The sequence below is a fragment of the Mesorhizobium caraganae genome (genome assembly GCF_016836705.1).
Lineage (GTDB): Bacteria > Pseudomonadota > Alphaproteobacteria > Rhizobiales > Rhizobiaceae > Mesorhizobium > Mesorhizobium caraganae.
On the sequence record NZ_JAFCGY010000001.1, the window covers coordinates 540,865 to 553,865 of the forward strand.

The window sequence follows — 13,001 nt, forward strand, 5'->3', positions numbered from 1 at the left end:
GAGGGCAGGCGCAAGCGCCAAATCCTGTGAACCAACCTGAGTAAGATGCTGCTTGATTCAGGCACCGCGTCAGAGGATACCGAACGGATCAAGCATGGAGTCCAGTTTGCCAGCCGTTGTTTCGCAACCGGTCGTCGCCGTCTTGACGCGGGCCGCGATTTTTCTTGTCGTTACGCTCAAACCCGGCCCCGAACACGACGCGACCGCACGCGGTCTGTGTGCCGATCTATCCGCACTCAAGCGAGCGGTCGGCTTTCGCGACCTCGAGGGCGGGTTGTCCTGTGTCATGGCAATTGGCTCCGACGCGTGGGACCGGCTGTTTGCAACCCCAAAGCCTAGGGATCTGCATCCGTTCCGCGAGATCCGCGGCCAGCATCACGCTGTTTCGACGCCGGGCGACATGCTGTTTCATATCCGTGCGGCGCGAATGGACCTCTGCTTCGAACTGGCGACGCAGATCATGGCGCGGCTTGGTAGCGCTGTCGCCACGACGGGCGAGGTGCAGGGCTTCAACTATTTCGACAACCGCGATCTGATCGGTTTCGTCGATGGCACCGAGAACCCCGTGGATCAGGGCGCAATCGACGCCACCATCATCGGCGAGGAGGATCCTGACTTTGCCGGCGGCAGCTACGTCATCGTGCAGAAATACCTGCACGACCTGACGCGCTGGAACGAGGTGCCGGTGACGGAGCAGGAGAAGATCATCGGCCGGACCAAGCTTTCCGACATCGAACTCGATGACGCGGTCAAACCGACATCGGCGCACAATGCGCTGACGTCGATCACCGAGGACGGCGAAGAGCTGGAGATCCTGCGCGACAACATGCCGTTCGGCGATGCCGGCAAGAGCGAGTTCGGCACTTACTTCATCGGTTATGCCCGCTCGCCGCGGCGCATCGAACAGATGCTGGAGAACATGTTCATCGGCCGCCCCCCCGGCAATTACGACCGGCTGCTCGACTTCAGCCGCGCGGTGACGGGCACACTGTTTTTCGTGCCGTCTGCGAGTTTTCTTGACGGTGTTGCGGCGGATGCGACTGCTGCTCCGCTGTCGACCGAGCCTGAGGCGACGGATCAAACCCAGTCGCGCCCGCGCGATGGTTCACTCGGTATCGGATCTCTCAAGGATATGAGGCAGACATGAACACGCTTTACCGGGAACTCGCTCCCATTTCCGACGGCGCTTGGGCGCAGATCGATGACGAGGCATCGCGCACGCTCAAGCGACATCTGGCGGCGCGGCGCGTCGTCGACGTCGTCGGCCCGAAGGGTTTTGACCTGTCTTCCGTCGGCACCGGCCATACCAAGCCGATCACGGCGCCAGGCGAGGGGGTTCAATCGACACAGCGCGAGGTCAAGGCGCTGGTCGAGTTGCGGGTTCCGTTCGACTTGACGCGCCAGGCGATTGACGATGTCGACCGGGGTGCCACGGATTCGGATTGGTCCGCGGTGAAGGAAGCGGCGCGCAAGATCGCTTTTGCCGAGGATCGCTCGGTGTTCGACGGCTACGCCGCCGCCGGTATCCAGGGCATTCGTGAAGGCACCAGCAATCCGGTCGTGGCGTTGCCGGCCAATATGATGGGCTATCCGGAAGCGGTTGCCCAGGCGGTCAGCCAGTTGCGGCTCGCCGGGGTCAACGGCCCCTATGCGCTGGTGCTGGGTGCGGCGGCCTACACGGCCGTCAGCGGCGGCAGCGACGAGGGTTACCCGGTCTCCATCATATCGAGCGCATGGTCGATGGCGGCATCATCTGGGCGCCGGCCATCGAAGGTGGGTTCGTGCTCTCCACGCGCGGCGGGGATTTCGAGCTCGATATCGGCCAGGACCTGTCGATCGGCTACCTCTCGCATTCCAGCACGAGCGTCGAGCTTTATCTGCAGGAGACGTTCACCTTCCGGCTGCTGACCTCAGAGGCCTGCGTTACGCTTGCACCGCCGCCAAAGTGAACACGAGGTCGTAACGGCTTGGCCGCAAGAGCGGCCAGGCTACCATTCGGCGAAGGAGCCGTCCTTGTGGCGCCAGACCGGGCTGCGCCAGAAAACCTGATCTGTTACGGCAAGCGGCTGTTTGGCGCCCGCGCGGGTCTACCGATACACGACAGGGCGCCGGCGATGCGGCCGAGCGAAGTCGGCCTCGCAATGGTGGAGCGCTTCGCTTCCCGCCTGGGCAGATTGCCGGGATAGGGCTCTATCCCCACGGCGTCGGCCACCGCGTTGATGGCGCGAGCAGTCGCGATCAGAAACGTTCGCGATAGGCGCGCGGGTTGGTGCCCAGCACGCGCAGAAAGCCGCGTCGCATGGTTTCTTCCGAGCCGAAACCGCAGCGGCGTGCCGTCTGGTTGACGGGCTGGCCCCGCTCCAGCATCCGTCGCGCCGCCTCGATGCGGATCTCCTCGATCGCCCGGGCGGGTGTCCGGCCGGTGGCCTCGCGATAGCGCCGCGAGAAGCTGCGCGGGCTCATATTGGCGTGGTCGGCCAACTGCGCCAGCGACAGGTCGCCAGCCAGATTTTCGAGGATCCAACCATGCAGCCGATCGAAGCGCCCGTCGCCTTGCTGAAGCTTGAGGGTCTGGCTGAATTGCGCCTGGCCGCCGGGGCGTTTCAGGAAGACCACCAACTCGCGCGCCACCGCAAGCGCCGTATGCCGGCCAAGGTCTGCCTCGACGAGGGAGAGCGCGAGATCGATCCCCGCCGTTACGCCGGCGGACGTCCAGACATTGCCGTCACGAATGAAGATCGGGTCGGGTTCTAGGCGGACTGCCGGAAAGCGCCGGGCGAACTCCGCGCAACGTCCCCAGTGGGTCACGGCGCGACGGCCGTCGAGCAGGCCCGCCTGCGCCAGCAGCATGGCGCCGCTGCAGACCGAGGCGGTTCGCGTGGCATCGCGCGAGCGGCCGGCGATCCACTGGACCAGCACGGGATCGTCGCAGGCCGCGTTGACGCCCCATCCGCCGGGCACGATCAACGTATCGATCTCGCCTCCGTGCGCCGGCAGCGCTGCTGCCTCCAGCACAAGGCCGGCCGATGTGCGGATGCGCGGCGAGGCGGCGATGACCGAGACCTCGTAGGGAGCAGGCTCGCCGGCCTGCCTTTTGAAGTCGTTGGCGCTGGCAAAGACCTGGAGCGGTCCACTGACGTCGAGAAGCTGGATGTCGGGATAGGCAAGCACTTCGATACGGCGCATCGGGTTTGGCCTGAAACGAGGGATGAATGGCAATCGTGCCAAAGCATGATGCCGTAGATTGGCTGAAGTCAACCCACGGAGATTTCCATGCCCCTGCGTTTCGGCATCCTCGTATTCCCCAACGTCCAGCAGCTCGACCTCACCGGTCCCTACGAAGTCCTGGCAACAGCCAAGGGCGCGGAAGTGGAGTTGATCTGGAAGGATCGCAATCCGGTGATGTCCTCCACACGGCTGTCTCTCACGCCAACGGCGACCTTCGACGATTGTCCGCCGCTCGACGTGCTGTGCATTCCGGGCGGGGGTGGGGTCAATCCGCTGCTGGAGGACCAGACAGTCCTCGATTTCGTGTGGGAGCGCGCGGCGCAGGTGCGCTACATCACCTCGGTGTGCAGCGGCGCCCTGGTGCTCGGCGCGGCCGGGCTGCTCAGGGGCAAGCGGGCGACGACGCACTGGTATGCACATGATTTCCTTGAGGAGTTCGGGGCGATCCCCGTCGATGAGCGTATCGTCGAGGACGGCAAGCTCATTACCGCCGGCGGTGTCACGTCCGGGATCGATTTCGGCCTGGAGCTGGTTGCGAGGCTGCTTGGACAGGAGGAAGCTGAGATCGTGCAACTCTCGCTCGAATACGCCCCCGCGCCTCCTTTCCAGTCGGGCACGCCCGCCGAGGCTTCGCCTGCCGTGTTGGCGCAGGCAAAGGAGCGCCTCTCTGGTTCGAGGCGGGTTCGCGAGGAGATGTTCGCTCGTTGGCGCAAGGCTCGCGCGGCCGCTGCGCCGGCGCGGATCCACGGCTGAAGCGGCAGGGCCGAAGGAGCATCTCTCTGGCCCTTCGGCCCGCTACGTTTCGACTGTTGACACGTCCCTTCGTCTGTGCAGAAATTGGTTGGACCATTGAACCACTTTGAGTTTGCAGCACAGGCGTGACCGAATTCAGCCTTCCGCCGATCCAGACGACGGCCCGCGACGATGCGGTGCTGAAGGCGTTGGCCGGGTTCGTCATGCGCGAAAAGCTGGAGCCCGGCGAGAGATTGCCGACCGAACGCATCCTCGCCGAGCGCCTCAAGGTCAGCCGCAACACGGTGCGCGAGGCGCTGACGCGCTGGGAAGGGCTTGGCCTGGTCGAGCGCCGGCAGGGCTCGGGCACCTATCTCAAGGCCGCCGTCTCGCTCGACATGCTGCACATGCCGCTGACACTCGCCGGCGGCAATGATTTCACCGGCCTGATGCGCACGCTGGAAATCCGCCGCGCACTGGAAGCGGAAGCCGCCGCACTTTGCGCTGTCCGTGCCGACGAGGACGACCTCGCCGAGATCGAGCGCAAGCTCGACATCATGGAAGACGCCTTCAAGATGCGCGCCGGCATGTCGTCGGACGAGGACTGGGAGTTCCATCAGGCGATCTATCGCGCCTCCGGCAATCCGCTGTTCGAGCAGATCATCGCTGCCATGCACGAGCTGTTCCACCGCTTCTGGGAGCATCCGCTCGGTGTTCGCGATTTCGGCCATGCCAGCTTTCCCTACCACCGCACCATCTTCAATTGCATCGCCGCGCACGACCCGGAAGGCGCCCGGGCCGAGGCGCTGAAGCTGATCGCTACCGTCGAGGACGACCTGAAGCGCGGCGCGGCCAACCTCAAACTTGCGGACCGCAAATGAACGAGCACAGCTTCGACCCAGGCATTTCCGGCAGCGACTATCTCGCCGAGGCGGCGACGCTGCTGGCGCATGACGATCCGTTCCCCGGCAATGCAGTGGTGCCGCCGATCTACCAGACCTCGCTGTTCACCTTCGGCAGCTATGCCGAGATGGCCGACACCTTTGCCGGCCGCCGCAAGCAGCCGATCTATTCGCGCGGCGACAATCCGACGGTGATGGAGTTCGAGGCGCGCGTTGCAGCGCTTGAAGGTGCTGAAGCCGCGCGCGGCTTTTCCAGCGGCATGGCCGCAATCAGCTCCACGCTGCTTGCCTTCGTCGGCGCCGGCGAGCGCATTGTCGCGGTGCGCAACTGCTATGGCGACGCCTACCGGCTGTTCGAGCGGCTGTTCCCGCGTCTGAATATCAAGGTGGACTATGTCGACGGCTCGGATCCGGACGCGATCGCGGCGGCACTGCCCGGCGCGAAACTGCTTTATCTGGAAAGCCCGACCTCGATGATGTTCGAGCTGCAGGATATCGCGCATCTGGCGCGACTGGCGAAAGAGCAGGGCATCGTCACCACCATCGACAATTCCTGGGCGACGCCGGTGTTCCAGAAACCGATCCTGCACGGCGTCGATCTGGTGCTGCATTCGGCCTCCAAATATCTCGGCGGCCACAGCGACACCGTCGCCGGCGTGGTGGCGGGCTCGGCCGCCCACATCAAGCACATCAACGACCAGACCTACTCCCAGCTCGGCGCCAAGCTGTCGCCCTTCGAGGGCTGGCTGCTGCTGCGCGGCCTGCGCACGCTGCCGCTCAGGCTGCCGCATCACATGAAGAGCGGGCTGACCATCGCCGAGCGCCTCAAGGCGCATGACAAGGTCGAGCGGGTCAATCATCCCGCCTATTCCAACCATCCCGGCAAGAAGACGCTTGCCGGCTATGCCGGGTTGTTCTCCTTCGAGGTGACGGAGGATGTCGACATTCCGGTTTTCGTCGATGCGCTGAAATTCTTCCGCATCGGCGTCAGCTGGGGCGGCCATGAAAGCCTGGTCGTGCCGGCAAAGGCCTCGCTCGAGCAGACGCCGGGTCTGAATTCGATGGCGCGCTTCGGCGTCAGCCCCCGAACCATCCGCTTCAATGTCGGATTGGAAAGCGTCGAGGATCTCTGGGCCGACATCGCCCAGGCCTTCGACAAAGCAAAAAAATAACTGGGTTCAAAATGGGAGTTCTGAACATGAAAAGACTGAGCATCATGCTTGCCACCGCTGCCGGCCTGGCAATTTCCGCCAGCGGCGCGCTGGCCGACACCACCCTCAAACTGGTCGAGGTCATCACCAGCCCGCAGCGCACCGAATTCCTGAAGAAGCAGATCGCCGAGTTCGAGGCCGCCAATGCGGGCGTCAAGGTCGAGGTGGTCTCGCTGCCCTGGGGCCAGGCGTTCGAGAAATTCCTGACCATGGTGCAGGCCGGCGATACGCCCGACATCGTCGAGATGCCGGAGCGCTGGATGGGTCTCTACGCCACCAACGGCCAGCTCGAGGATCTCGGCCCCTACATGGCCAAGTGGGACGATGCCAAGACGCTCGGCGAGCGCGCCAAGCAGTTCGGCTCGACCGTCAACAACACCCAGTTCATGATCCCCTACGGCTATTATGTGAACGCGCTGTTCTGGAACAAGAAGCTGTTCAAGGAAGCCGGTCTCGACGGCCCGCCGGCGACGCTCGACGACTTCATTGCCGATTCAAAGAAGATCTCCGCCATTCCCGGCAAATATGGCTACTGCTTGCGTGGCGGCCCGGGCGCCTTCAACGGCATGCACATGTTCATGAACATCGCTCAGGGCAAGGGGGGCTACTTCAACGAGGACGGCACCTCGACCATCAATGAGGAAGGCTCGGTCAAGGGCCTGCAGATGCTGGCCGACATGTACAAGGACGGGCTGGCGCCGAAGGATGCGGTGAGCTGGGGCTTCAACGAAACGGTCACCGGCTTCTATTCCGGCACCTGCGCCATGCTCAACCAGGATCCGGATGCGCTGATCGGCATTGCCGACAAGATGAGCGCCGACGATTTTGCCGTGGCGCCGCTGCCGGTCGGGCCGAGCGGCAAGTCCTATCCGACGCTGGGCTATGCCGGCTGGGCGATGTTTGCCAATTCGCAGCACAAGGACGATGCCTGGAAGCTGATGGCGACGCTGTTGTCGCCCAAGGACAATCTGGAATGGGCCAAGGAAGTCGGCGTCGTGCCGATCCACAACGGCGCTGACCAGGACGCCCATTTCAAGACCGAGCAGTTCAAGGGCTGGTTCACCGAGCTCAGCGACACCTCCAAATATGAAATGGTGACGCCGCCGACGCATCTGGAGAACCTCGGCAACTTCGTCGACCAGGTGGCGATCAAGAATTTCCAGGAAGTGCTGCTCGGCCAGAAGTCGGCCAAGGACGTTGCCGACCAGTGGGCCGCGTTCCTGACCAAGGAACAGCAGGACTGGATGGCCAAGAACAAAAAGTAGGCGCCCTTTTCCCTTCTCCCCGTTTCACGGGGAGAAGGTGTCACGAAGTGACGGATGAGGGGCAGCGCTATCCTCCGAAGGCTCGCGCTGCCCCTCATCTGCCTGCCGGCATCTTCTCCCCGTGAACGGGGAGAAGGACGCTGTCCCCGACGCTGCTCCAGGAGACGATCCAGAAGCCGATGACCTATGCCGTGTCCACAATACGACCAGCAGGCCGGCCGCGAAAGAAGCGGCTGACGCATGCCGCCATCGAACCCTGGCTTTATCTCTCGCCGGCGATCGTTCTGCTCGTCGTGGTGCTGTTGGTGCCGTTGATCATCGGCATCAGCTATTCCTTCCGCAAATTCTCAGCCTTCAAATCCGAATATGTCGGCCTTGGCCAATATGAGGCGATGCTCTCCGACCAGGTGCTGGGGCAGGCGCTGGTCAACACGCTGTGGTGGACCGTCGCCAGCCTGTTGTTCCAGTTCTTCCTCGGGCTTGGCCTGGCGCTGCTGCTCGACAGGCCGTTCATCGGCCGCAAGTTCGTCCAGGCGGTTGTGTTCCTGCCCTGGGCGGTGCCGTCCTTCCTGTCTGGCCTGACCTGGGCCTGGCTGTTCAACCCGATCATCGGGCCGCTGCCGCATTGGCTGTTTGCCCTCGGGCTGAAGGCCGAGCCGACCAATGTGCTGTCCGATCCGGCCACCGCCATGTGGGGGCCGATCATCGCCAACATCTGGTTCGGCATCCCGTTCTTCGCCATCACGCTGCTGGCGGCGCTGAAGTCGATCCCATCGGAATTGCATGAGGCGGCAGCCATCGATGGCGCTTCGCCCTGGCAGCGCTTCACCAAGGTGACGCTGCCTTTCCTGGCGCCGACCATCGTCATCACCGTCATGCTGCGCACGATCTGGATCGCCACCTTCGCCGATCTGATCTTCGTCATGACCGAAGGCGGGCCGGCGGGCTCGACCAGTACGGTGCCGGTCTACATCTATGTCAGCGCCTTCAAGTCGCTGGACAAGGGTTATGCCTCGGCGGTGGCGGTGCTACTGCTGGTCCTGCTCATAGCCTATGCGATCGCGCTGATCGCCATTCGCCGCTTGCTGGTGAGGCACGTCTGATGATCGCCGGACGCTCCACCTCCTCGCGCATTTTCAGCGGCATCGGCCTCTACGCGGCGATTGCCGCCTATATGATCTTCGCGCTGTTTCCCATCTTCTGGACACTGAAGATCTCGGTGACGCCGGAGCGGCTGCTCTATTCCGAAGGCATCACTTTGTGGCCCTCGGAAACGACATTCCGCAACTTCATCACCGTGCTCGAAGCCTCTGATTTCCCGCGCTATTTCCTCAACAGCGTCATCGTCTCGGTGTCGACGGCGGCATTCGTCACCGTCATCGCCACGCTCGCCGGCTATGCCATGTCGCGCTTTACCTTTCGCGGCAAGGCGACGCTGGCGATCATGCTTTTGCTGACGCAAACCTTTCCGCTGGTGATGGTCATCCCGCCGATCTACCGCGTCATGGGCGAGCTCGGCCTGACCAACAGCCTGGTCGGGCTGATCATCATCTACACCGCCTTCAACACGGCCTTCGCCACCTTCCTGATGCAGTCCTTTTTCGACGGCATTCCGAAAGATCTGGAAGAAGCCGCGATGATCGACGGCTGCACCCGTGCGCAGGCAATGCGCAAGGTGATCGTGCCGCTGACCTTGCCCGGCATGGGCGCGACGCTCGGCTTTGTCTTCACCGCTGCCTGGAGCGAATTGCTGTTTGCGCTGATGCTGATCTCCAGCGACGACCAGAAGACGTTTGCCGTCGGCCTGCTCACCTATATCGGCAAGTTCGCCGTAGACTGGGGGCAGATGATGGCGGCGTCGATCCTGGCGCTGATCCCGGTCTGCATCTTCTTCGCCTTCCTGCAACGCTATCTCGTCACCGGCCTGACCGCCGGCGCGGTCAAAGGATAATCGATGGCTTCCGTCACGCTGCAAAACGTCGAGAAGGACTACGGTTCGCTGCGCATCCTGCACGGCGTCGATCTTGAAATCGCCGATGGCGAGTTCGTCGTGCTGGTTGGCCCGTCCGGCTGCGGCAAGTCGACCTTGCTGCGCATGATTGCCGGGCTGGAGGAAGTGTCGGGCGGCGAGATCCGCATCGGCGAGCGGCTGGTCAATGACGTCGCGCCGAAGGACCGCGATATCGCCATGGTGTTCCAGTCCTACGCGCTCTACCCGCATATGGATGTGTCGTCGAATATGGGCTTCAGCCTGCTGCTCAAGAAGGCGGAGAAGACGACGATCGACGGCAGGGTAGGGGCTGCCGCCAAGCGGCTCGGCCTCGACAGTTTCCTCGGCCGGCTGCCGCGGCAATTGTCCGGGGGCCAACGCCAGCGCGTGGCCATGGGCCGCGCCATCGTGCGCGATCCCAAAGTGTTCCTCTTCGACGAACCGCTCAGCAATCTCGACGCCAAGCTGCGCGTGCATATGCGCGCCGAAATCAAGGCGCTGCACCAGCAGCTCAAGACCACTTCGGTCTATGTCACGCACGACCAGATCGAAGCCATGACCATGGCCGACCGCATCGTCGTCATGCATGACGGCTATGTCCAACAGGTCGGCCATCCGCTCGAACTTTACGACCGGCCGGTCAACACCTTCGTTGCCGGCTTCATCGGCTCGCCCGGCATGAACTTTTTGCCGGCGACGGTCGCCAAGGGTGGCAAGGTGGATGCGGTGCTGGCCGACGGCCAGAAGCTGAGATTGCCCGATGGTCTGCCGCTCAAGGATGGCGACAAGCTGACTGTCGGGCTGCGGCCGGAACACATCCAGCTCGCCGAGGATGGTCCGCTCAAGGCCGAGGTCGAAGTGGTCGAGCCGCTCGGCCTGTCGACGCAGTTCTATGTCAGGTTCGCGGGGCAGCTGGTTTGCGTCTTCGTCATGGGGCGCAGCACTATCCGGCCGGGCGACACGGTGCGGCTGTCCGCCGATCCGGCAGCGCTGCACCTGTTCGATCCGGCAAGCGGCAACCGCATCGGGTGAGAGTGCCTGAAGTCCCTCCTTACCGGTGGTTGCCCAGGCTGGCATACATGCCGGTGGTCCGGAACTGCGTCGGGTTGATGCCGTAGAGCCGGCGGAAGACTTTCGAAAAATAGTTGGCGTCCTCGAAGCCGCACAATATGGCGACCTCCTTGACCGGCAGGAAATCGGCCCTGGTCAGAAGTTTCGCCGCCCGCTGCAGCCGCTGCTGCAGCACGAATTCGGCCGGCGGAATGCCTTCGCTTTCGGCGAAGCAGCGCGAGAAATGCGCGCGGCTGAGGCCGCTGATCTGGACGAGATCGGCCACCGGCAGGGGCTTGTCGAGATTGGCGTTGATATGGTCGATCACCGGCTGCATGGCGCTCTGTTTTTCGGTGAAGGCGTGCGAGCCGAAGACATCGTCGTAAAGCGCCATCGCCGCCTCGTACGCGATCGCCGAAGCAGCGCCCGGCGAAGCGCCGCCCTTGATCAGGCGCAGGCTGCAATCGGCGAGATGATCGATCGTCTCCGGCTGCAGCCGGAACACCGGCCCGGATACGCTGAGAATGGATTTGTGGATGCGCAGCGCCTCCTCGCCATTCATCGAGATCCAGAAATATTCCCAGCGGTCGCCTTTCTCCAGCCAGTAGCGATGGTTGTGCGGCACCAGCACCAGCAGCGTGTCGTTCGCCTGCAGGCGGTAGTTGCGGTTTTCGTAGCGCAGCTGGCCGGTGCCGCTGATCGTGTGCTGCAGCACGGTAAATGGTGTCTGGCCGCGCTTGCGCCCATCCCAGTCATAGGTCACGCTTTCGCGCACCTCATAGCCGGTGCTGGTCGGCATGGCATGCAGGCGCTGGCGACCGCGCGGCAGCGAGATGGTGCGCATCAACTGTCCGTTGGCGATCAGGTCACGCAGCACAAAATTACCCTCGAAAGCATAAACGTTCTCTGGTCGCGCCCTGGAATAAAGGCATAATCCAAATCCTGAGAACGCGAAAGACCCGCGGTCGAGGAGCGGGCGGGGAGGAAAAAGAGCCGGAATTCCGGCTCGAATGGCATGCGCGCCATGGGCGCGCCGCCATACGCTCCTCCGTTGCTCCTTGCCTGGCATTCGATAGGATCGAGGTGAAGGTGATGAGTTTCAAAATCGCTATTATCGGCGCCGGCAGCGTCGGCTTCACCAAAAAACTGTTCACCGACATTCTGTGCGTTCCGGAATTCGCCGACATCGAATTCGCTCTGACCGATCTCAGCGAGCACAATCTCGGGATGATCAAGGCGATCCTCGACCGCATCGTCGAGGCCAACAGTCTGCCGACAAAGGTCACCGCGACCACCGACCGCCGCAAGGCGCTCGAAGGCGCGCGCTACGTCATCAGCTGTGTGCGGGTCGGCGGGCTCGAAGCCTATGCCGACGACATTCGCATTCCTCTGAAATACGGCATCGACCAGTGCGTCGGCGACACGATCTGCGCCGGCGGCATCCTCTACGGCCAGCGCAACATTCCGGTCATTCTCGACTTCTGCAAGGACATCCGCGAACTCGCCGAGCCGGGCGCGAAATTCCTCAACTATGCCAACCCGATGGCGATGAACACCTGGGCGGCGATCGAATATGGCAAGGTCGACACGGTCGGCCTCTGCCATGGCGTCCAGCACGGCGCCGAACAGATCGCCGAAGTGCTCGGCGCCAAATCGCACAGTGAACTCGACTATGTCTGCTCCGGCATCAACCACCAGACCTGGTTCATTGACCTTCGCCTCAACGGCCGCAGAATAGGCAAGGACGAACTGATCGCCGCCTTCGAGGCGCATCCGGTCTACTCGCAGCAGGAAAAACTGCGTATCGACGTGCTGAAGCGTTTTGGGGTCTATTCGACCGAAAGCAACGGTCATCTCTCCGAATATCTGCCCTGGTATCGCAAGCGGCCGGACGAAATCACCCGCTGGATCGACATGTCCGACTGGATCCACGGCGAGACCGGCGGCTACCTCCGTTATTCCACCGAAACGCGCAACTGGTTTGAGACGGAATATCCGCAATTCCTCGAAGCGGCGTCGAAGCCGCTCGACGCGTCGAAGCGCTCCAACGAGCACGCCAGCCACATTCTCGAAGCGCTGGAGACGAATCGCGTCTATCGCGGCCACTTCAACGTCAAGAACTCCGGCATCATCACCAACCTGCCGCAGGACGCCATCATCGAGTCGCCCGGCTTCGTCGATCGCTTCGGCATCAACATGACTTCCGGCATCACGTTGCCGGAAGCGTGCGCAGCCACCTGCATTTCGTCGATCAACGTCCAGCGCATGTCGGTGCATGCGGCGATATCTGGCGATATCGACCTGTTGAAACTCGCCGTGCTGCACGATCCGCTGGTCGGTGCGGTGTCGACGCCGGAAGAGGTGTGGCAGATGGTCGACGAGATGGTCGTCGCCCAGGCCCGTTGGCTGCCGCAATATGCCGATGCCGTGCCGGAGGCCAAGGAGCGGCTTTCGAAATCGAAGGTGAAGACCCGTGATTGGGCGGGTGCGGCGCGACGCAATGTGCGCTCGATCGAGGAACTGCGCGCCGAAAAGACGGCACTGAAACAGGCCGGCTGAGAATGCTTGCAGGCGGACCGCGGGAGGCCGGTTCGCCAATCAGTCGTCGTGAAGTGATGCAGGC

General features: G+C 63.0%; 11 protein-coding genes and 1 pseudogene. 10 read left to right on the forward strand and 2 right to left on the reverse strand.

Annotated features, from left to right (window positions below; genetic code table 11):
- The first annotated feature begins 94 nt into the window (after positions 1 to 94).
- Complete coding sequence (locus JQK88_RS02585; RefSeq protein WP_203277351.1) at positions 95 to 1,147, forward strand: Dyp-type peroxidase; 1,053 nt, start codon at positions 95 to 97, stop codon at positions 1,145 to 1,147.
- Positions 1,144 to 1,949: pseudogene (locus JQK88_RS02590) on the forward strand (family 1 encapsulin nanocompartment shell protein). Before JQK88_RS02585 ends, JQK88_RS02590 begins: the two are co-directional and overlap by 4 nt.
- A gap of 289 nt (positions 1,950 to 2,238) precedes the next feature.
- On the opposite strand, the gene JQK88_RS02595 reads toward JQK88_RS02590, so the two are convergent.
- Entirely contained in the window at positions 2,239 to 3,186 is a 948-nt protein-coding gene (locus JQK88_RS02595) for a GlxA family transcriptional regulator (RefSeq protein WP_203277352.1), read from the reverse strand.
- Between the two features lie 87 nt (positions 3,187 to 3,273).
- Between JQK88_RS02595 and JQK88_RS02600 the strand changes: the two genes are divergently transcribed.
- The 7 genes from JQK88_RS02600 to JQK88_RS02630 all read left to right on the forward strand — a co-directional run bounded on the left by JQK88_RS02600 (position 3,274) and on the right by JQK88_RS02630 (position 10,360).
- Positions 3,274 to 3,981: a DJ-1/PfpI family protein gene (locus JQK88_RS02600; RefSeq protein ID WP_192259514.1), complete on the forward strand. Its 708-nt coding sequence runs from the start codon at positions 3,274 to 3,276 to the stop codon at positions 3,979 to 3,981.
- A gap of 125 nt (positions 3,982 to 4,106) precedes the next feature.
- Complete coding sequence (locus tag JQK88_RS02605) at positions 4,107 to 4,841, forward strand: FadR/GntR family transcriptional regulator (protein WP_203277353.1); 735 nt, start codon at positions 4,107 to 4,109, stop codon at positions 4,839 to 4,841.
- On the forward strand, positions 4,838 to 6,034 hold the full coding sequence (locus JQK88_RS02610; RefSeq protein ID WP_203277354.1) for a PLP-dependent transferase: 1,197 nt from the start codon (positions 4,838 to 4,840) through the stop codon (positions 6,032 to 6,034). Before JQK88_RS02605 ends, JQK88_RS02610 begins: the two co-directional genes overlap by 4 nt.
- A gap of 26 nt (positions 6,035 to 6,060) precedes the next feature.
- Positions 6,061 to 7,338 carry an ABC transporter substrate-binding protein gene (locus tag JQK88_RS02615; protein ID WP_203277355.1) on the forward strand — a complete coding sequence of 426 codons (1,278 nt, stop codon included), beginning with the start codon at positions 6,061 to 6,063 and terminating at the stop codon, positions 7,336 to 7,338.
- A gap of 179 nt (positions 7,339 to 7,517) precedes the next feature.
- Entirely contained in the window at positions 7,518 to 8,441 is a 924-nt protein-coding gene (locus JQK88_RS02620; protein ID WP_203277356.1) for a carbohydrate ABC transporter permease, read from the forward strand.
- Entirely contained in the window at positions 8,441 to 9,289 is an 849-nt protein-coding gene (locus JQK88_RS02625) for a carbohydrate ABC transporter permease (protein WP_112562064.1), read from the forward strand. The genes JQK88_RS02620 and JQK88_RS02625 overlap by 1 nt, the downstream gene beginning before the upstream one ends.
- A 3-nt stretch (positions 9,290 to 9,292) precedes the next feature.
- Complete coding sequence (locus tag JQK88_RS02630; RefSeq protein WP_192259502.1) at positions 9,293 to 10,360, forward strand: ABC transporter ATP-binding protein; 1,068 nt, start codon at positions 9,293 to 9,295, stop codon at positions 10,358 to 10,360.
- Between the two features lie 19 nt (positions 10,361 to 10,379).
- Here JQK88_RS02630 and JQK88_RS02635 read toward each other — a convergent pair whose 3' ends face one another.
- Complete coding sequence (locus JQK88_RS02635) at positions 10,380 to 11,222, reverse strand: AraC family transcriptional regulator (protein ID WP_210388229.1); 843 nt, start codon at positions 11,220 to 11,222, stop codon at positions 10,380 to 10,382.
- 248 nt (positions 11,223 to 11,470) lie between these two features.
- Here JQK88_RS02635 and JQK88_RS02640 point away from each other — a divergent pair, with 248 nt between their 5' ends.
- A complete protein-coding gene (locus JQK88_RS02640) occupies positions 11,471 to 12,937 on the forward strand; it encodes an alpha-glucosidase/alpha-galactosidase (RefSeq protein ID WP_203277358.1) in 1,467 nt (488 codons plus the stop codon).
- Positions 12,938 to 13,001 lie beyond the last annotated feature (64 nt).